Source organism: Desulfobulbus alkaliphilus, assembly GCF_016918545.1.
Lineage (GTDB): Bacteria > Desulfobacterota > Desulfobulbia > Desulfobulbales > Desulfobulbaceae > Desulfobulbus > Desulfobulbus alkaliphilus.
Genome location: NZ_JAFFQC010000043.1, coordinates 1 through 20,857 on the forward strand (window position 1 = coordinate 1; position 20,857 = coordinate 20,857).

12 protein-coding genes and 1 pseudogene are annotated in these 20,857 nt (G+C 50.5%); 2 read left to right on the forward strand and 11 right to left on the reverse strand.

Annotated elements, in window-relative coordinates:
- From JWG43_RS15805 to JWG43_RS15815, 3 genes are all read right to left on the reverse strand, one after another.
- A partial coding sequence (locus tag JWG43_RS15805) for a beta propeller repeat protein (protein WP_205243915.1) occupies positions 1-610 on the reverse strand: 610 nt, incomplete at its 3' end.
- A 271-nt stretch (positions 611-881) separates the two neighbouring features.
- The gene (locus JWG43_RS15810) at positions 882-2,924 is read right to left on the reverse strand and encodes a PASTA domain-containing protein (protein WP_205243916.1); all 2,043 of its coding nucleotides are present in this window, start codon (positions 2,922-2,924) and stop codon (positions 882-884) included.
- A 321-nt stretch (positions 2,925-3,245) separates the two neighbouring features.
- Entirely contained in the window at positions 3,246-4,748 is a 1,503-nt protein-coding gene (locus tag JWG43_RS15815; protein WP_205243917.1) for an Ig-like domain-containing protein, read from the reverse strand.
- On the opposite strand from JWG43_RS15815, the gene JWG43_RS15820 reads away from it, so the two are divergent.
- On the forward strand, positions 4,716-5,567 hold the full coding sequence (locus JWG43_RS15820) for a hypothetical protein (protein ID WP_205243918.1): 852 nt from the start codon (positions 4,716-4,718) through the stop codon (positions 5,565-5,567). The two genes, JWG43_RS15815 and JWG43_RS15820, sit on opposite strands and share 33 nt — an antisense overlap.
- 204 nt (positions 5,568-5,771) lie before the next feature.
- Here JWG43_RS15820 and JWG43_RS15825 read toward each other — a convergent pair whose 3' ends face one another.
- From JWG43_RS15825 to JWG43_RS15845, 5 genes are all read right to left on the reverse strand, one after another.
- Positions 5,772-9,230, reverse strand: coding sequence for a tetratricopeptide repeat protein (locus tag JWG43_RS15825; RefSeq protein WP_205243919.1), 3,459 nt, complete (start codon positions 9,228-9,230; stop codon positions 5,772-5,774).
- A 164-nt stretch (positions 9,231-9,394) separates the two neighbouring features.
- Positions 9,395-14,047, reverse strand: coding sequence for an ankyrin repeat domain-containing protein (locus JWG43_RS15830; RefSeq protein ID WP_205243920.1), 4,653 nt, complete (start codon positions 14,045-14,047; stop codon positions 9,395-9,397).
- Between the two features lie 932 nt (positions 14,048-14,979).
- Complete coding sequence (locus tag JWG43_RS15835) at positions 14,980-16,029, reverse strand: TolB-like translocation protein (protein WP_205243921.1); 1,050 nt, start codon at positions 16,027-16,029, stop codon at positions 14,980-14,982.
- A 125-nt stretch (positions 16,030-16,154) separates the two neighbouring features.
- Positions 16,155-16,679, reverse strand: coding sequence for a hypothetical protein (locus JWG43_RS15840; RefSeq protein WP_205243922.1), 525 nt, complete (start codon positions 16,677-16,679; stop codon positions 16,155-16,157).
- A 626-nt stretch (positions 16,680-17,305) separates the two neighbouring features.
- Positions 17,306-18,025: a TVP38/TMEM64 family protein gene (locus tag JWG43_RS15845; protein WP_205243923.1), complete on the reverse strand. Its 720-nt coding sequence runs from the start codon at positions 18,023-18,025 to the stop codon at positions 17,306-17,308.
- A gap of 609 nt (positions 18,026-18,634) precedes the next feature.
- On the opposite strand from JWG43_RS15845, the gene JWG43_RS15850 reads away from it, so the two are divergent.
- Positions 18,635-19,069: a hypothetical protein gene (locus JWG43_RS15850; protein WP_205243924.1), complete on the forward strand. Its 435-nt coding sequence runs from the start codon at positions 18,635-18,637 to the stop codon at positions 19,067-19,069.
- Between the two features lie 701 nt (positions 19,070-19,770).
- Here JWG43_RS15850 and JWG43_RS15855 read toward each other — a convergent pair.
- From JWG43_RS15855 to JWG43_RS15865, 3 genes and pseudogenes are all read right to left on the reverse strand, one after another.
- Positions 19,771-20,053, reverse strand: a pseudogene (locus JWG43_RS15855) (type II toxin-antitoxin system RelE family toxin).
- A complete protein-coding gene (locus JWG43_RS15860; protein ID WP_205243925.1) occupies positions 20,043-20,297 on the reverse strand; it encodes a type II toxin-antitoxin system Phd/YefM family antitoxin in 255 nt (84 codons plus the stop codon). The pseudogene JWG43_RS15855 and the gene JWG43_RS15860 overlap by 11 nt, the downstream one beginning before the upstream one ends.
- Positions 20,298-20,508: 211 nt before the next feature.
- Positions 20,509-20,721 carry an FAD-dependent oxidoreductase gene (locus JWG43_RS15865; protein ID WP_275888484.1) on the reverse strand — a complete coding sequence of 71 codons (213 nt, stop codon included), beginning with the start codon at positions 20,719-20,721 and terminating at the stop codon, positions 20,509-20,511.
- Between the last annotated feature and the right edge of the window lie 136 nt (positions 20,722-20,857).

Genomic DNA, 20,857 nt, shown 5'->3' on the forward strand with positions numbered 1-20,857 from the left:
CCCTGGAATAAATGACCCCCTCCCCCAGTGTCGAGGCCCACAGTTTGCCATCTTCAGTTTCAACAATCTGGGTTGTCAGCGAACGTACTCCATCACCTTGACTTGGTACGTCCTGCTCATCTTTGGAAGTACTCCAGCGCAGTCCTCTGGTCCAGTGAACAGAGAAACAGGTTTCGGACATAGTGCAGTAAAAACGGCTGATATTTCTGCCCTCACTCAGGCGGTTCCATGATCTGCCCTGATCACCCGATGAGAAAACACCCTCGTAGGAAGTAATAAAAAAACGGTGGTCTTTGGAACGGGTAAGTGAGAAATGCCGGGATTCGGGAAGACCGCCTTCAGGTCTGTACCAGCTTTGACCTGCATCCCTGGAAATGTAAATTCCCCCCGGCTCCGAGGTGAGGACATGGGTTGTGTCTTGACCATCTGATGCAACTGCTATGATGGGTTTGGCTTGAGCATCTTCTGTCCCGGAATAGGCATTTTGAGGAATAATGAAGGCGAAGATGCAGATCAGAGCGCCCACTGATATTTGAGAAGAGAAAGGGAACAAAGTATAAAGAATCTTTACAACCGGGTTAAACCTGTATATGTGGCTTAATAATTCCATAGCTTCCCTGCTGTGATGCGACTGTAAAAAGTCTTATTTCCAGTCGCAGTAGTCAGTGGCTAGTAGTCAGTAGTCAGTAAAATCGAAGAGTTAGACGATCCATATAAAACAGACACTTACGCCATTAGCTGTCGAACTCGGGCGATCACGTTCGCGAAGATCAAAACCGGACCAAAATGGGCCGAAAATACCGGTTCTGGCGACGCTTCGGCGCCCGAACGTGGTTTCGACACCCGGAGCCACGAGATTGCCCTTTTTGTTCAGTGTTTCTCTAGTCAGCGGGGGTCATGGCCCTGATGCAACTTTCTCCTAACGATCCTGTTTCTTGATTAACGCAACAAGGCATACGCCAGGGTTTACCATCCCAATATATGCCACCCCTCAAAGCTATAACATAAGTAAGGCAGCAGTAACCAGTTCCGCCTGGCCATCTGCCCCATTTACCACCGAGTGGACATTTGTCATCAGTTGGGTCAGCACTCGGGTCCCAAACACTACGCAAACAATCATTCATGCAATTTTCGTATTCTACGTCATTACCCCGTGGTTTACAGTAAGCTTCGCACTGGTTCACAGCTGTCTTGCCGAAATCATCAAACAATTCTGGCCCCAGAGAAACCTTGATGGCCACAACACTGCCGGTTTCCACAACTTCTCCTGCCGAAGGCTCCTGGCTGATAACCTGACCGGCCGGCATTGTATCGTGATTGGCGGTGGTTACCGCAGCCACAAGTCCGGTTTGATCAATGGTTTTTTTGGCTGCGGGTTGGTTCATTCCAATAACTGCTGGAACATGTGTCTCATCTGCAATATTCAGAGTAACATTACGCCTGGTGAAGCAATCCCCGGCATACTCCCATTTCGCGCCCCCTCTTTTTGGTGTGAAGGTAAAATTGGCTTCTTCATAACCCCGTGCTCTGACCACAACCTGGACCTCCTGGTTCACTTTCCCGCGGTGAAAATAGTGGTAGCGCTTTCCGGTGCTGTCTGAAATAATACGGTCAGGAGACAACCCGCCTACTGTCACCTTGAGATCTTTCAGTGGCTTTCCGTCCTTGGCCTGAATGTATCCGCCGATCAACCCCTGGTCACCGAGACTGCTCATCAGGGAGTTCATGTGGCTTTGGAACGGCCCGTAAAAAAGGCAAAGTGCCTTGAATTCATCAAGGTATTTCTGGCCGGTTGATTGAGCATGTGACCAAAAATATCTAAAACCCTCCCCGGCAATGATTCTGTCTTCGTCCATCTTGCCTTCGTATTGCAAAAGAGTTGCAAAACAAGGGCGGCCAAGCCTCTTGAACCATCTCTCAAATTGCTCATCGCGAGTGATGATCTCATCTACCTGTCGTCGGACATGGCCTTCAGCGATCTGCATAAAACGTTCGGGGGTGACGGCCTGCTCGAGCCGACCCGGGTCCACGTAATAAACACGCCCCTCCTCGCGGAGTACTCGATAAGCCCGGTGGAGAATGTTAAACGCCCGCCTGTCCATCAAGGTATGTCCCAGGGCGCTGTCATTGAGATAAAGGAATACGTTACCATGCCCCTCAGCCTCGTCGTAGGCGCGGATGGGATGAAGGGCTCCGGACCAGTTACGCAGATACGGGGGACAGCCCTCATCCGGGTAGTACTGGTCGCGGTAGATCCTCCACTCCGGGGAGTTGGACCCGCACAGGGCGGGCCGGTTAATGGCCAGTGTCCTTTCCAATCTGTGGAATGCTGTTCCTATTTCCTTACAGGATTCGGCGTAGAATTTGAACATGCCCCCAATCCCCGGAATTTTCTGAGCCATTTTGCTCACCGGGCCATCAATGACCTTAGTGAACCTGTCAAAAGCGTCCGCTGGCCCGCCGGTTTCCGGCTCGAATAGCATGACAACTTCATAGAACTCTACAGCAGTATTGACCCTGTCCATCTGTGCTTTAACTGTGCGTGCCGCCCCCTTTGCCTGTTCAAGTGCTTCGAAGAAGCCTTCTTTATCCAATTCATCCTTCAACTCTCTGAAGGCGCCTACGATCTCGCGGTTCGACAATCCTGAGAGCTCTAGGCCGGCCCGGGCAGCGAGCGATATCAACTCGTCGCCCTCGGGGATATCAGCCAGCTCCTCTCTGCTCACGGCATTCAGTAGCTTTGCCAGTCTATCCCACTGCTCAATTTGCTTATTTAGTTTGCTAAACTCATCCGTCACCTGCTTCTTTGCATTTTGCAAGGCTTGTTCTGCCGTCCTTGCCGCAGTCTCGTCCGCCACGGCAATGAAACTCAATAAAAAAATAAGAGATAAAACAGCCATACATATGATAATCAGTTTTCTCATCTGTCCTCCTCCCTTTTTCTTAAAGACCCCAGAAGTAAGGTCATTTGGGAATGTTGCACTTTGTTCTTGATATCTGTTCAGAATCTCGATGTGTTTTTTTCAGAACCTTGGCGTGCAAGCGAAATTGCCTATCTTCCTGAAACTGTCAAAGTTATTGTCTCTCTAGATTATGTCCTGGCCTCAACTGTGCCTCATTGGGCTTAGGATGAAAATCTCAGAAAGCTGATACCGCGAATTGCTTTTACACTTCAGGTCAAGCGCTAAGTGTGAAGGAGCCACCATTGAGAATCCTTGAATGGTTAAACCCGCTTTGGATAAAAATTAATAATATTCTCTGAAAGTCAGGGCGAACCTATATGGAAATCCAGTATAGTGTTCGGTATCCAACATATCTCCATACAATATTTTATTTAATTGACGTTGCGTCGTCTGAGCAACACCCTCATCATCTTCCTTGTGACGAAGGTATTCATAAAATTTAAAAAATCTTGTTAGATCTGGATACTTATCAAAATATGCATGATCGATGACAGCAAGAATTTGTGACTGATTTTTTTGTCTCCAATCTGTAGTAGTAGTAGTAAAAGGCAGGTCCTTTATTTGAAGTCTCTTTGTGGTTTTGATATTATCCCTGTGAGAAATATAGTAATAATCCATTGAAATAAGCTTAAAATTATCGCTATACAAAGGACTGTTTTTGATTGTACCGGAAATTTTTCTTTCTATTGTTTGGGATGCTTCACTTCCATAAAAAACTGAGTCTTTCCATTTTATTGGCATCCTGACAATATGTATATTATCAACATTAACATTACTGACCTGGTCATTGACAGTTTCTACAAACTCTCCAACAGCTCTAAAATCAAGGAATACTTCCTGGTAATCTACAAATTTAATTCGATCTTTTCCTTTTTTTCCCACTTCTCCTGTAGTAATGGCTCCAGGCTTCTCAGATTCGGTCTCTTCTACAGTATGAAGTCCGGATAACTCTATCTCCTTCTGGAAATCAAACTCGGCCATGAGTTCAGCCAATTCTTTCAGGTCCGCTCCTTGAGCCTGCAGGGGAGAGTCTGGTTCCTTGGCCTGGTTGGCCAGGTCCTGAATCTGACTCAGGTCGTAACCCAGGATGTCAATTCCTTTTCCTCGCAGATCCAGGGCCAGGCGGTCAAACTTGGGCGGAAGATTGCTCCAGCCCCGCAGGGCACGTATAGTGATCCTGTCCATGCCTTCCAGTTCGCCAACGTGAACATGCTCTCCAGGAACCTCGGCCAGATCAGGCGCTATTGGGTCATGCACCACTTCTACCCAGGTATAGAGAAAAAGATCCGGATCAGTTAAGCTGGAAGTCTTGATCCTGGCTTTCCCCTCGTTTTCTCCCTTGACGCTTCCGGAACTGCTGACCTGAGCAATCTCAGGTTTGAAGGATTTCCAGGTGACCTGATGGCCAGGAAAATTAATACTTGCCTGGATGTCAGCTGTTTCCCCGACAGCCATTTGCAGGTGATCCAGGGTGCGGGTGGCTAGGACCGTGCTTCGAACCCGGAAATCCTGAGGAAACACAATTTTGTTGTCCTGGTCATTGACCAAGATCACTGTCTGGAATCCCGACTGGGCAGGACTTGAAAAAGACACGTTCTGTTTCTGTTGTCCACCCAGAACCACCTTGTGCGTGCCAGTGGCGTTGAAGTTGTAGGCGTGACCGGTCTTCTGGATAAAATCGCCCCTTACCTCCAGCGTCCCCTTGGTCAGGCGATTGCTGTGGCTGTGCCTGGACTGGGTGATGAAATCCCCGTGCACCAGAACAGTATCCTGATCATCGATCATGCTCAGGATGCCCTGGCTGTCCGTGTATTCAGCCCCGTCTTTCTCAGGCAGTCCCTGAATGCGGTAATCGCCCTGGACCTCCAGTGTCCCGGAGGTGACGTTCACGGTCCCCAAGGGCTGCATGAAGTCGCCGCCAATGATCAACTCTCCGCCCGTGAGGTTCAGGGTGTGGGCATGTTCCGGGGTAAAGCCTTGCCTGATGACCAGTTTTTTCCCGTTCAGGTCCATGGTCCCGGTAAAGCCTTTGAAGACTGCCCCCTGGGTGACGTTTATTACCGCGTCCTCTTCCAGCTTCCAGCCCCTGATGGAGGTGGAAAAATATACCTGATCGTTGCGGAGACTGCAGAATGCAAATCCCGACTGGGCCGGGCTGGCAAAGGACACATCCTGTTTCTTTTGCCCGGCGAGAACCACCCTGTGCGTGCCAGTGGTGTTGAAATTATGGGCGTGACCGGTCTTCTGGATAAAATCGCCCCTTACCTCCAGCGTCCCCTTGGTCAGGCGGTTGCTGTGGCTGTGCCTGGACTGGGTGATGAAATCCCCGTGCACCAGAACAGTATCCTGATCATCGATCATGCTCAGGATGCCCTGGCTGTCCGTGTATTCAGCCCCGTCTTTCTCAGGCAGTCCCTGAATGCGGTATTCCCCCTTTATCTCCAAAGCCCCTCCCCCCGTGTTCATGGTCCCGCCGGAGTGGAACAAATTCCCGGTGATAAAAAGAGAATGCCCGTTGAGGTTGAGTGTACCTCCGGAAAAGAGAACATCCCCTTCCATACGCATATCGCCATCCAGGGACAGGTTGGAACTGATGACATTTGATTCGTGAATATTTTTGATACTCAGAAAATCCTGCACCGAGGAAAAGGCTGTTCCCTGAAAGGAGGCACCGAATATCAATATCATGACCATTGAAAGAAAAAACCTGATCATGGAGAGAAAAAAGAATTTTTCATTGTTATTTAACCGCATATCAACCCTCCTAAGTTGAATATCCCCGATCCCTGCTGAACAAGAAATGCCGGATTATTTTTCGTCCGAAATCACCGTATCAGTCAACTCTCTTTGCAGGTCGAACTCGGCGGCCCGGGAGCGCAAGTGAAGAATGTCAGGATCGGAGAACAGACGTTGCATCGCGTCCTCATCGCCCTGGCGGGCTTGGTCGACGACTTTGGCCCAGGCATCATATTTTCTCCCCTCCTCCCAGTTCCCCTCAAGCATGTACAAGGACATCAGCGCATACAGCAATTCGTTGATTTTGGAATGCGCCAGCCCAAAATAGGCTTCACTCATTACCAAGGCGCGCATATATATGGGCAAAACATGATCGTATTTCTCAAGCATGGCGTAGGTCATTCCCAACTGCATCATATTGGCGATGACCATGGGGATATCCCGCGGTAACTGTTCAAAAGCCAGGGAAAGAGATTCGCGCAATGTTGCAATGGCCTCGTCGGGATTATCGAGGTGCTTTGTCATCCAAACAGGAAAATTCTTAAATAAATCGACCGAAAGCGCGGCGTTCCTCCATTCTCCATCTTCAAGAAGATAAAATATGGAAAAAAATAATACCTGATCAGCAAGAGGATAGTGTCCACTAATGATAATCTGATCATCCTCACCATTTCCAAGATCATCGAACATGTCCCTTAAAGAGATTGGTGGCCAGTCTAATTCCGGTATGTTATTTTCCCAGTCTACTCCCTGCTCAACGTGCTTCATCAGAAAAGCGAAGTCCAAATTCATTTGAAAAACGGTAGATTCCAGTTGACCCTGAGTGCTCAGATCCTCCCAAAATGACGTCAGATCCTTTTCACGCAAAGCGTTCAGGAATATGTTCATGGTCCGCATCGCCATATGTTCAGCCTGTTCGCGATCAAGGGCTTGCTGCTTATATTGCGCGTATTCCGCGGAGTGTTCTTCTTCAAAATGTTCCAACTGATTTTCGGGAGCCAGGTCGACTGACGCCGTATACTGCTGCACGCCAAGCGGCTCAGTGTACTTCGATGATTTGCCGGGGAGGGTCTTGCCGTTTTCCTGGGCGATGTCAGGCTGTAAATATGCTCGGTGCTCCATATAATTCGCTAGTTCCTGAAGCAACGCAACTCGTTCCTCCCCCCACTTTTCTGGAAACAAAGTTGCTTCCTTGCTCATGGCTTTTACTTGCTCCAAATTCGCCTCCCAAATGTCACGACTCGAGTCTCGAAGGGCAAAAACCGGAGCTAAAAACCGTTCCGGCAGGACGCCCCAGGCCCGCAAGACATGGACTATCAATCGGTCATCGCCTTCCAGATCCTTCTGTTCCTGCCGTGGGTTCGACCCCACAGTTGGAGCTTGATCCAATATGTGATCGCATGCAACGATTGGAAGCATGTCGGCAATGAGTAAGTCGGCAATCGTGTTCAGTGTCAGCGTCTTGCGAAAGGCCTCGTTGATGGTCATCGCCGTGACAAGGGCTCTGGCGTACTCTCCGGCTTCAGCGTGAAGCGTCGCGATGGCTTCCAAAGCCATGGACCTGCCGTGTAGACTCTCAATACGTTCTGCGGTCTGATATGCATGCCAGTACTGACCAGCTTCGGCAAAGTGAATCGCGATAATTTCCAATGCCTTTTCTCGGTTGAGATCGAGAATCCCGCCATCCGCCTCCGCTACCAACTTGCCGGCCTCGGTGAACAAACGATCGCTGGTCTCCACGTCCCCTTTCTTGGCAAACCCCACGGCAACACCTGCCATCGTCGCGGCCCTGGAGAATGGATGATCAATCTTCAAGGCCAAGTCCCGCGCTGCGTCCACATGGCCAGCCTTGGAGTACTGGACGGCAATTGTCCAGATGGACTCATTCCGATTAATTGTGTTTGCGATGGTTGCGCTGATGGAAACCGCTCTGTCCAGCACCTGGGCGACCCAATCCGGGTTGCCATCCTTGGCCAGTGTACCACCTAGTTCAACCAGGGCATCGACGGCGATTGAGGGAGTTTCAATACGGTCGATCGTTACCAACACCTGATGGACATGGCCGGCTTTTGCCTGTCCAAGAGACAGCGCAGCCAAGGCCAAGTCCCGCTGGCGCTGATTATTCGCGGCCAAGGCAGCATCCAGCGCCTTGTCGAAAAGCTTGAATTCCGCAAACGCGGCGCTGGAATGTACCAGCGCCCTGCTTTTCTCGCCATCCAGATCCTCCGGTATCTCCTTGGCAAGTCGATGCATTTCGGCCAGCAAGGCCTTGCCTTCCTCATTATCTCCGAACCTGGACAAACTCAGGGCAATTTGCCCCATTGCCCAGACCTTGTTGGAAGGCAGGTCTCTCGAAAGCTTTTCCAAAGTTGCCATGGCAGCGTCGAACTGACCAACCTCGGCAAAGTGGCTGGAGATGACACCTAAAGCGTTGGACCTGCCCCGCTGATCCGTGATGGTCAAGGCCTCTTCCATGGATTGATGCAACTGCCGCATTGCATCATCAGATTGACCGTCAAAATGAAGATTCAGGGCAATTTCGGACAAGGTTCGCAATCGCAAACCATCGTCCTTCATCATCATGGTTGTTTCATATGCCTCTGAAAATTTGCCGGATTGGGCATACAAAACGGCTGTCTGACCTAAACCTGTATCTCTAAACAGTACATTTTCGATGGATTGCGCCGCGAGTCTCGACTCTGCCAGTGCTAACTTCAGAAATAACGGTTTTTCCCCTTCAGAAGACACATCAAGCTCTCTTAGGGACGCAAAGAGCGCCTCTTTATGCTTTCCATCCGCGATGTACGTCTTGGCCAGACCATCCCACGCCCCTTGGTTTTCCGGCTCAATCTCCAAGGCTTTCCGATACGCCGCCTCGGCCTCATCCCACTGCTCCGTCCGATACAGCAACGCTCCCAATTCAAGCCATATGGCAACGACATCCGGTTCAAGGTGTACGAAGGTCTGATAAGCTTCAATAGCTTGCGCCAATTTTCCGGCATTGCGAAAGGCCCAACCAAGGTCACGCCAGTGCTGGACAACATCGGGATCAATGTTCACAGCCTGCCGCAACGTCACAATAGACTTGTCCCACTGATTGGCTTTGCCGTAGGCAATGCCGAGATCTCTCTGAAAGGCGGCATTTTCTGGGCTGATACGCACTGCCTGCTTATATGATTCAATCGACTTTTCAATTTCACCCAGTATATGATATGCTAACCCGGTATATCTCAAAACCTGTGCATTTTCCGGTTCAATATCCAAAACCCTTTGAAAAAAGTGAAGAGACTGCTCAGCATCACCAGCCCTTCCATAAATGATTCCCATCATGGTTAAAGAGCTGACATGTTTTGGATCTATCTCTAAAACTTTAAAAAAAATATCACCAGCCCTATCCATATTCTCAGCTTTGAAGTATTTCTCCCCCTGCAAAAATAAAGTTTCAGCATCGATTGGACCTTCTTCAGAAAATACTGGACAGGATACCAAGGTTACAAATATGAAAAATTTTAAAATATAGAGAATTTTCATTGAAACTTTACCCCCATTTTTATTTATCCCCACGTCCTCTTCCAACTTCACTTAAATAGCCGGCGTTTGTGACGTCTATCCAACCAGGTAAGCTTATCAATCCCCTTGGTGTGCAGCCTCCCTGGATTGTAGGATCGCACAATTTGCACCATGATTCGAATTTTTTACTCCCTGAGCAGCCTGAGGAGGCCGGCATGCCGCTCTAATCGGGCCAGATCCATGGGAGTGCGCTCGTACTTGTCGCGTGCGTTGACATCAGCACCATGATCGATCAACAGAGTTGCAAGTTCCAGGTTGCCGGTTCTCGCCGCCAAGTGCAGCGGGGCAGATTGATCATTGTCTCTGGGCTGGATATTTGCCCCATGTTCTATGAGCATCACGGCCACATCCTTATGTCCATTCTCGACGGCTTCATGCAGAGGGGTGCGACCCCATCGTTCATCCGCCAGTTCGGGATCAGCGCCCACGGTGAGGAGCAGGGCAACAAGAGGAGCATCACCATTCCCTGCCGCTCTGGACAGCAAGGTTCCCCGGCTGGACACCCGGTTTACATCCGCCCCGAGACTGATCAGGTATGCGATCATTTCAGGATCTTCGGTCTGAAACAGAGCCGGACCGCGCCAACCGACCTCCGCATTCAGATCCACTCCAGCGCTCACCAAAGCAGCGACGGCCTTTTTGTCCGGTTGATGCGAAATTACCCGTCCAAGCATCTGATACAGGGGATCTACATCAGCGCCTTTCCGTACCAGGAGATCGACAACCTCACCGTGTCCAGCCAGTGCTGCAAAAACAATGGGAGTCTCTCTGTCGCGGCTTTTTATCTCCGGATCAGCCCCATGTTCCAGGAGTAGATTCACAATCTTACTATGTCCCGTCCTGGCCGCAGCATGAAGTATGGACCAGGCCCATCTCTTTTCCTTACCGGGTTCGATGGGCTCCCCCAGTGACAGCAGGGCCTTGACCTGGGAAATGTCGCCCCTGAGGGCAGCGACCCGCAACAGGGGCCATTCCAGGGTCTTAAAGTCAGCCTCGCCCCCATAAGCAATAAGGCTTTCAGCGATCCGCAGTTGTTCATTGCGCGATTCGTTGCCCGCAACCAGCAGCAGAGGGGTTCTACCATCGGTTTCCCTCAGGTTCGGATCAGCACCCTGGGCCAGGAGGAATTCAACAGCTTGGACATTTCTTGTCATCGAGGCTCTATGCAGGGCAGAAAAACCTTCATCGTCAGGGGCATTGACAACCACACCATGTGCCAGCAGAAACGCCATTCCGGCAAGGTTTCCATTTTCAGCAGCCCTGGCCAGCAAAGAACCTCCTTTATCCTGTAACTCAAGTTTTGCGCCTGAATCCAGCAAGTGTGCCACCAGTTCCAGGTGTCCTTCGGAAACGGCCAGATGCATCGGGGTAAAACCATTGTGGTCTCGGGCGTCAATGTCGGATCCTTTTTTCAGCAATGCATCCGCCAAAGATCGGTCGTTGATCAGGGCGGCCACATGCATGGGCGTCAGCAGGTATTCTCGTTCATGAACATTCACCTCCGCGCCACGCGCCAGCAACGTGATCATCAGTTCCAGTCTCAAGGTCAAGGTATTTTTTTGTTGAAACCTGGCAGGAATATCCTGATTGGCCTTCCAGTCGCGGAAGGTTTCCATCATCGCCCAGACCAGGGCGGTTTCTCCCAGATTATTGGCGGCAGTCGCATCCGCCCCTTGGCGAAGCAAATAAGTGGCAGCATCGACCTCTTCCAGCTCAACGGCATAATGCAGGGCGGTATTGCCTTCGCTGTCCAGAGCGTGCTTCGCCCCAAGGACGTTTTCATCGGCTTCTCGGGAGACAAGAAACTTGACCAGGTCAAGGTGACCAAGACCTGCTGCATAGTGCAGGGGGGAGGCCTGCCATTGATTGCGCGCATTCACGTCGATACCGGCATCGACAAGGATTTCGGCCACATCCAGGTATCCACCTGCTGATGCAAGGTGCAGGGCGGTATTGCCGTCCAAGTCCACTGCAGACAGATTTGCTCCGCGAAGCAAATGCCTCCGGACATCTTCTGCTTCTCCAGAACCGGCCGCTTCCAGCAGGTCGTCAAAGACGGTCATGCCCTGCTCGGTGAATATGGCCACAACATCTGACTGATTGTGCTCAAAGGCCAGCTCAACAGGAGTCTTTCCGTCCATATCCGTGACAGCGACATCCAGACCTTGGTCAAGCAGCCATCCGATCATTTCCAAGCTGCCCGCTGCTGCAGCTTCATGGAGCACCGTGCGACCCCGGTTGTCCTTTGTCCGCAAATCAGCTCCATGATCAAGCAGATTTGCAGCCATCCGCACATTGCCAACCCTGGCTGCCAGATGCAGGAGGGTAGAGCCTTTTCCGTCCGTCTCGTTGGCTTTTGCACCTTTGGCCAGCAGATACTCAACCACATCCGGGTGCCCTCTGGAAATCGCCATATGCAACAAGCCCTTGTCATGCCGGTCTTTTATCTCCAGGTCTGCACCATGGGCATCCAACAGCGCGACAAAATCCTTGAGACCGGAGAACACTGCCGCCTGCACAGGAGTCCAGCCCCGACTGTCCTGAATGGAAAGGTCCGCCCCTGAATCCAGAAGAACTTTGGCCATGGCCAAAGCTATCACCGGTTCAGCTTGTGCGGAGTCCATGGTCTGCATAAGGGGTGTCAGACCTCTGCGATTCGAAAGGTCAGGGTCTGCTTCATGGTCAACCAGTAAGCGAAACAGAGGGAGATCGTGCCGGTCCATGGCGATATGCATCGGTGCTGTACCGTGTCGATCAGTCAGGTTGGGGTCAGCGCCGGCAGCGAGCAGCTTGGAGACTACTTCAAGGCTGCCTCTGTATGCGGCCAGGTGAAGCGGTGTTTCCTGGTTCTGGTTCTGTGCATTGACATCGACCACCAGGTCCAGAAACAGCTCGACCAGGGCCTCCTGGCCTCCGGCAGAGGCCCTGTGCAGACGTCTTGAGCCCCGGCCCAGGTCCTGCTCCAGATCAATGGCCTCTACAAAGAGTTTGCGGGCGATATCCGCACTTTCGGCCCGAACAGCAAGATCAAAGGGATAATTGCCGTTTCCATCGGCAATGGCAGCATCCGCTCCTGCTGCCAGCAGAATATCCACCCATGCATCAGCATCCTGCTCCAGTTGCGTTGCAAAGTGCAGAGGTGTTCTTCCAGTATCCGCGACCGCGTTTACGTCTGCCCCGGAAGAGATGAGCAGTTCCGCAAGGTGGCGGTGTCTGTTAATAACTGCCAGGTGAAGAGGAGTCTGGCCCCTGTTGTCCTTGACATCAATCTGTGCTCCGGAACTGATCAGCAGTTCCGCCAGGCCTTTTTGATCACCAGAGGCTGCATAATGCAGAGGTCTTTGTCCATTGGATGTTTCCACCTCAATGGAGATGCCCTTGTGCATCAAAAGTCCGGCAAGTTCCTTGCTGCCGGAAAAAGCCATAAGATGCAGGGCCGTCGTCATGCCCCGACCCCTGGCGTGGACATCAGCGCCAGCTTCGATAAGTATCCTGGCCATGGCAGCATTATCATTTTCAGCGGCCAGTATAATAGGGGCTCTCCAGGTTACCCTGCCCGTGGAATTCGGATTCGCGCCCTGGATCAGCAGGTACTCCGCTATTGCAATATGCCCATTATCAACGGCAATCTGGAGAGAATTATCCTGGTGACCCCATCCGGTCTGTCTCTCTTCGATATCCGCACCTTCCGCCATCAGTCTTTTGACTTCCTTCAGATTTCCAGCCTCAACAGCAACCAAAAGATTGTCAAAGGAGGTTTTGACCGAGGGAACAGGAATCTCGACTCCCAGCGCGCTCAGCCTGGAACGGGCGGAGTGCTCAAGAATTTCACTGGTTTTTTCGGCCTGGTTGAGATAGGCAAGATAAACATGCACTGCGTCATCATGACGGCCGACCTCTTCCAGGGCCCGTCCATAAGCGATGAAGTGCTCCAAAAGTCCCTGGCCGGCCCGGACTGGATCAGGGATCAGCCGTTCATAAAGGGCCACGGCCTTTTCCCATTTGTTTTCATATTCATAAAGAATTAAGAGACGTTTCTCCACCAGAGGCATGCCCGGTGTGGTGAACATGGCAAAGCGCTCATCCAGCAGGGTTGATTCCGGATATCGTTCAAGATAGCGCTCCAGCAAGGCAATGGCATCGTGGTTTCTGGCCGGGCTGAATCCCCGCATGTACATGTTGCTCAGACGCCAATAGCTCTCCTGAGCCTGGGCGGTATCAGGGGCCTCTTCCATCAACCTCAGATACAGCTTTTCCATTTCCTCCAGTTCCCAGTCTTCCAGGGCTGCTATTTGGTTAAAGAGCTCCCGGGCCAGGGTCTGCTGTACCGTGAGAGGAATTGCAGCCACTGCTTCAGTGTCGTTATCATTCTTGACAAGTACAGCTTCGGCTGTATCATCAATTGCTCCTGAGGAAAAACTGCCCAGGTATTCGGCAATTTTTTCTAGTACATCCGAACTGTTACGCAGTAAGTCGATTTCAGAAGCCCTGGTTTCCGCGGCAAGCTTTTCAATTTCTTCCTGATCCGCAGACTGGATCTCACCCCCCTGCTGGCTCAACCCCAATGCCATGTGCATGAATCTGTCAGGTAAACGATCCCAGGCCCGCGGTGCCCGTACTGTCAGTTTGCCCTGTGACGCAAGTTCTCTCAATGCCAGGTCTGCATCATCCTTTCGGGTTTCCGAAGAGGATATGCCAAGTTCTTCCGGGTTTATTTGAACTCCTGAAGTCAAGGTAACAACCTCTTTGAGCTTATCCATGGAAGTATTGGAGTGCATTCCGAGCACTTCGTTGGAACCGCTTAAAGGCCAGTACCCTTGATTGAAATTTACGACACTTAATCTGCCAAATACTCCTTTGTCATTTATAAAAATAATAAAATTTGAATCTTGAAGAAAAAAAACCTCGCCTACAATGCCATCTGTTGTAAAAACTTCAAGGAAATCTCCCACTGCAATATCACCCTTGTACACTTCAAGGACTTCGATGGTATTTTTAATTTCTTTCACGCTGTTATCGGCAATATTTCCCAATTCTTCTTTTTGATGAAATGATGCAAGAACGATAATATCAGACTCAATAACCAATTCTTCCAGAGCCATTACCCTGATACTGGTTGCCCATGAGCATATATATGCAAAATTAACTATAAAAATAGTTAGTAAAATTGTTTTTTTCATTGAACTTGTTCCCTGAACAAATGATTCAAGTTTCAAATATTAGGTATAAATTGACCAGTAGCCCTCACATTTCATGGTCAACTTTTTTTCTGTCATTCCTGCTCGGGTTTTCGGTCTGCAGGCCGTTTCTTGATCAACCCCCAAAAAAAATATGAAAATTCAGCTTGTTAGTTTCCGATCACTCAAGCGCACCCGGATAAAATGATGCTGATGTATCATTGGTTGCCCAATCCCTGAATCCGTGACGGCTCGACTCTTGTTTTGGCTATATCTTCATGTAATCTTGTTGGAATTACAGAGGAACCCTTGACAGTACCTTTCACCAGCCACCCTTCGGAGCATCCGTCCGCACGCCATCTTCATTGCCCGTAGCCGTCCGATAAAGTGTACTTAAATCGAACGGCCACGGGGACAACGAAACTGACGCACGGACGAACGCTCACGGATTCGGGCAATCATATTGAATCCCACATCAAGATCTGCCTCAAAGGTGTTTGATTCCAACCGCTTGAAAGTGTCTGGATGGTCGATCAGGGCCCGTCTACTTTAGGCAAGGCGGTCAGGTACAAATCATAACCGCCCATTCCACCTGGACGGTCTGATGAAAAAATCAGCAGCCTGAGCTGGTGATAATCCCTCAGGGACATGGCCATAATCGACGGTCTGAATTCATTGGCTGGCGTATTGAGTTCCACACCCCGGGGCATGATTTTCTGCATATTGAAGGGTTTCTGCCATCTGCCGTCTTCATGGCGGGAGACGTACAGATCATAGCCCCCATATCCGCCGGGCCGGTCAGAGGCGAAAACCAGCAGGTTGCCCTCAATATATGGAGCCAGGGTATTGCCCTGAGCGCTGAATTCCGTTGCCGGTTCGATTTTTTCAGCCAGAGAACTGTCTCCGAGCCACCGGCTGAAGCGAGTATCTTGCGTGGTATTTCTATACCTGTAGATCTGAAAACTGCCGCTGCGGTTGGAGCTGAAATAGAGCTCGTGGCGTTTGAAATCATACGTTGCGTAGGCGTCATCAGCACCGGACAGGTTTCCAAAGAAAGGCTTGATCTGGCCATTTTCATCCAGAAAATACAGGTTCCGCTTTCCTTCCCTATCTGAATCAAACATCCAGACCCCGCCTGAAGGCAGATGCCCCTGGCCGCTCCAGGGCAGAGGCTCCTTGTCCAGATTCAGGCTCAGGGTCAGGTAATGGCTGAAAGTCTCCTCATAAACGCGCTCTGATATAGAAGAAGAAACCAGTGGTGTGGGGCCGAGATGATTGCCGGCTGACTCGGGAACAAGGGCAAAAGGTCCGATTCGTTCATCGGCAATGATCAAAGGCGGCGGGGTTGTTTGTCTCCGGCGGGGATAGGGGTTCTGGATGATTTGCAGCCGGCCTGTTTCCAGAGAATAGTTTTGCCCTTGTGAAGCAGCATTGCTGGAAAACACTATAAAGGCGTCCATTTTCAGGGGAGGAGGGACAGCGGCCGCGTTAAAATCGTCATAAGGAGAATTCAGCCCTTTAAGAGCATAAATTCCAGGAGTGCTCTCCAGGGTGTCGGGCATATCACCGTAAAGCATCTGCATGATGCAGCCGCTTAAACAAAATAAGAATAGCGCGCAGACCAGGTTCATCCCGATATTATTCCGGTATTTTTTATGCAACCTGTTCATTTTACAACATTTATAAATTCTGGTTACAATTAATCCATTCATGAAGATACTGCTGGTTGATTACCCAGACCGTAGTTGTGACCGAGATGGTAGTTCTGGTTCTTGAGGGTGTTGAAGGTCTCATTCTCGATCCGCCAGCGGGCGCGAGCGCAGTGCATGATCTCCATGACGTTGTCCGGGGTGATTTGAAGATCAGTGACCCAACTGAAGCGGTTGCGAACCTTCACCTCCCCGTCCTTGGTCTCGACCTCCCAGTGTTCGAGGAAATTGACCCGTAGTTCGTCCTGACTGGCCTTGTTGAGCGGCACGGAATTGATGAAACGAAAAACGTGGACTTTGTCTTCATCCTTGCTGTCGGGCAGGATCAGTTCCGTGAGTTCTCCCCGCTCGGCCGCCTTGTCGATCAGGTTGAACAGAAAGACGTGATCCCCGGGCTTGGCCGCAAGGATGAAGCGGCAGTCATGGGCCTTCAAGTACTTGATATGCAGGGCGTTGGCGCTCAGACCATCTTCGGTGACGATGACCTTCAGATGCGGGTGTTCTCGACGGAAATCAGCGAGCAAGCGCTTGATGCGTTCCGCTCGCGATCAAACAAAAACTAACGCGGGAAATGCCCATAACCCAACATTTTCAATGAAATGTACGGCTTTTTTTGTAAAATGAATTTTCAAAAAAAAATCAAAAATTCAAAAAGAAGCGGCTTATAAAAAAATTATAGAGGGGTTTTCAGGACTGGTCAAGAGTTCACCCAGCGGATTCGATCGCATTGTTTTCTAGAGCTTGATATTTCGTACCTGTTCACCCGATAAACCTTGAGCAGGTACTGAATAGGTTACCGCCCCTTGTAGGAGCCCACCCCTGTGGGCGAATTCCCGTTTTTTTTCTCAGCAGCTTTATCGCCCACGGGGGGCTCCTACGGGAAGTACCTGGGGCAACGGCCAAACTCTCGATCCTGGTGAATGGTTACGATATTTCCAATGATATCAAAGGGAGAGGTGCTGTGCTTTGTAGGATTGTGCTGGAACTGGACATTCCAAACTTTTTCTTATATTCTTCGATGAAATTTGGCTGAAAACACCGACAAGGGGCATAGCCATGCAAGGTGAAGATTTCCCGGTTTCACGGGGTACCAGCGAACGGAACTGGCAATAAGGATATAATCAGTCTTCCGCCCCTTGCCTTTCCCTTTCTACCGGCTGTTCATCCGGGCCAGGGTCCTTCTGGCGACCCACAGCAGGCCAACGGTGGAGATGATGATCAACAGCAGAGGAATAAGCCGGTGCAGTCCTTCCAGGGAAGGATTCTGGGCAAAAGCCCAGATTTCCTGGGCATCCCGGCCCAGCATAAAAAAAATGAAGGTTCGCGGCAGCATGCCGATCATGGTGGCGAGCATAAAGGATACAAGGCCGAGTTTCAGCACCGAAAGAGCGATGTTGCTCATGGCGAAGGGAAGCACTGGCGACAGGCGGGCGAAGATGATCATGGTGAACTCATCCTGGCGGATCTTTTCAAGAAACTGCTGGATGTCGGGGTTGCGGTAAAAGCTGTCGCTCAGGACCAGGTTTTTGGCCGCTCCGCCCAACTTCAGCCCGAGCAGCGCGGACAACGGGTATGAGAGCACGAGGCCTGCCAGCCCGTACCAGGAGAAGAAGTAACCGCTGACGATGGCGATGAAAGTGGTGGGGGTCAAGGCCAGGGCCATGGCCGGTATGGCAGCCAGATGAAAAATGAGCAGCGCCTGCATGGTCTGGGTCGTCAACAAGTGCTGATTAGCCTGGGCCACATAGATGAACAGCGATGATACCGCCAGCGGAAAAATGGCAAAAAAGAGCAATAAAAGCAGAAAATTGCGGTTGTCCCGCAGGTGAGCGAAAGCGGTGTGGGTGGTTATTCTGGTAAACAAGCTCATACTGCCGATCTCCGTTTCCGGCCCGCCACGGGTTGTGGTTGCATCACGAGGCCGCCCTGGACCTGGCTTTTCATAAAATACTGGCAGGCCTCGTTGATCTCCGCCAAATGCTCTTCGGCCACCTTCCTTCCTGAACGTTTGGTCCAGGTGGTGGACTTTATCCGGGTGATCCTGCCTGCTCAAGTGGTAACTGAAGTATTAAAATAATACCTTGTGGCAGCTCTGGCAAAAAAACCGACAGCACGACTCAATTGCACCTCATATCATCCTCAATCCGTAACGAATGGTCGCTTGTTTTGGCTATATCTTGCTGTAATTATATTATAATTGCAGTGGAATCCTTGAGAATATCCATCACCAGGCGCCCTTGGGGCGTTCGTCAGCACGCCATCTTCGTTGCCCGTACCCGTCCGATATAGACTACTTTGATCGAACGGTCACAGACAATACAGTTGACACACGGACGAAAACTTATGGATCCAGGATCTGGTTTAAATCTCAGGCTGCAGCGGTTAAAGTCTGTTCAGTGGAGGGCAAAAACCTGAGCAAGACACGGTATCTCCACTCCCCTCCATTGACCAGGCACATACAGATTGGAGAAATGAAACCTTGAAATGGGCGAACAAGAGAATCCAGGAATACCGTGATGGCCAGTCGGCGACTTTCCTCGAAAAAATGACGCTGGGAGTTGCCCATCCAGTGGCCTTACTGTTAGCTTTTGCTGGTATCGTGATGCTGTTTTACGGGCTGTGGGTGCATGCCTGGGTAGGGATTGGCGCGGGCGTCATCACGTACCTAGCCGGGGTTTTGCATGGGCAGTTCATAGGGTGGCCTGACCGGCAAATTGAGCTGTATCGGCAGGGACAAAAAGCGACATGGCTGGAACTGCTGGTACTGGAGCATGCCCATCCAGTCCATTGTATTCTGGCCTTGATTGGTATAGTATTCACCCTTTATGGGCTGTGGATGCAGAGCTGGCTCTGGATCAGTATCGGTATCATGCTCAATATCGCAGGTCATGTCTTTACATGGTTAAGCGCATGATCTAGGCGTGAGGGGTGGATGCACCATGTGCATGATTGCCCTGAATCCGTAAGAACGAACGCTCACGGATCCAGGGACCTGTTTACCTGCCTTGGTCATCAAGGGCTGCAGCTACCCCAAGGCTTTGAAAAAACAAGAGAAAAAGAGGTAGTTCGAGAGCGTTGCAAGGACGTTGAGGATAATTTCAATCACAGAACCAACCAGCTGAACTGGCGAGCCAAACGCCGGAGATCATCGTTTTCGAGGGAAATCACATGAGAGATAGAAAAGTTATGAAAATTGCTTTAATCGTTTCCGCCGCATTTGCCCTGCTGAGTGTATACTGGAGGTTTACCGATCCACCTCCGCCACCGCCGCAGGGAATGACGCAGCAAGGGGACTCGAGCCATGTGCAATCACCTGGATCGGGAGAGACGAGCAGGAATCCCTGGGACCCCTCCCCTGTTGTCCAGACGGAGTAGTGCTCCTCCGGTGCCCGTCAGCCTGCTTATCCGCGAATGCAATGCCGGCTGACGGTTCCAGTCTGCAGGTCATGCACCTTTTTCTCTTGCACTTGAATCAGTAACGGCTGGATCTTGTTCCGGATCCATTGTACTGACCCCAGGATATAACAGCTTGATATTTTTTTGCCAATTCTCCTTCATCAGCCGCCCTTCGGGGCGTGCGGACCAACACTCACGGATCCAGAATTATTCATGCCGTTACACCCGACTGCCGGCAATTTTGTAGACCTGATTTTTATCGCGTTTTCCAACCGCAATGACCACTATGACCAACTCATTGTCTTTGACTTGATATGCCAACCGATATCCAGGGCCTCTCAACTTGATTTTATAACAATCACCCATCGTCTTGAGCCTTGCGCTTGGAACTTTGGGATCAGTGAGACGTTCCTTGAGCTTTTTTGAATATTTCCCGAATGGATCCATCCAGGTTATTCCATTCCTGTAAAGCCTCTTCTTTAAATTTCAGCTCATAGCTCATCGAGATTAACTTTTATTTCAGGCTGTGATTTCCTCTTCTCAATGATCGCTTGCAGCTCAACGTCTTCCAGAATATCACAGATGTTTTCGAATGCTTTCGCTGGGACTGCGTAAAAAACAGGTTCGTTTCGATTTAAAATCGCGACAGGCGCACCTTCTCCCTGCCCTACAACTGCCATCGGGGTTTTTTTCAACTCGGAAACCCCGGCACTGATCTCCGCAAGAATATGATGTGTTGTTACCATTACCTTTCCTGCCTCTTGTTGGCCCGTTCATTTTGGGCGTTTTCATTGCTGGCTGTTTTTTCATTTGTCACTTGTCTTTCAACCACCAAAAAACCAGCCTACCGACCTGACAATAGCCCTTGCAAATGGTCTTGTCAATGAGGCTCTGTCCCGCTTTCCATGGAGCCTGACAGATGCCTGGGTGGCAAACAATGTCCCTCTAACCTGCTTTTCAGTCGCTCTCTTTTCCTTCTTCTTTTTTACTGTTAACGAAATGGGCAGCGGCCAGGGCGGCGGTGGCCCCTTCGCCAGCGGCAATGACGATCTGCTTGCCGTATTTATGGCGTAGGTCGCCGATGACATAAATGCCGGGAATATTGGTTTCACAGGTCTCGGTGGTGATGACATACCCTTCTGAATCCATCCTGGTGCCCGCGGGGACCAATTGATTATTTGTGTCCTTTCGGTAAGCCTGCCATGAAGAGGCAATGCAGTTCGGTTACAATCGGTCCTTCATTTTAATTCATGGAGGATTGCCGATGAAAAACTCTCCCACACTTTCCCAGTTATCCATCACCGAG

Excerpts from the sequence above, each read along its gene's own strand:
- JWG43_RS15815 (WP_205243917.1), bottom strand. The coding sequence starts at position 4,748 with ATGATCGATGATCAGGATACTGTTCTGGTGCACGGGGATTTCATCACC.
- JWG43_RS15825 (WP_205243919.1), bottom strand. The coding sequence starts at position 9,230 with ATGAAAATTCTCTATATTTTAAAATTTTTCATATTTGTAACCTTGGTA.
- JWG43_RS15810 (WP_205243916.1), bottom strand. The coding sequence starts at position 2,924 with ATGAGAAAACTGATTATCATATGTATGGCTGTTTTATCTCTTATTTTT.
- JWG43_RS15845 (WP_205243923.1), bottom strand. The coding sequence starts at position 18,025 with ATGAGCTTGTTTACCAGAATAACCACCCACACCGCTTTCGCTCACCTG.
- JWG43_RS15860 (WP_205243925.1), bottom strand. The coding sequence starts at position 20,297 with ATGGTAACAACACATCATATTCTTGCGGAGATCAGTGCCGGGGTTTCC.
- JWG43_RS15835 (WP_205243921.1), bottom strand. The coding sequence starts at position 16,029 with ATGCAGATGCTTTACGGTGATATGCCCGACACCCTGGAGAGCACTCCT.
- JWG43_RS15830 (WP_205243920.1), bottom strand. The coding sequence starts at position 14,047 with ATGCACTCCAATACTTCCATGGATAAGCTCAAAGAGGTTGTTACCTTG.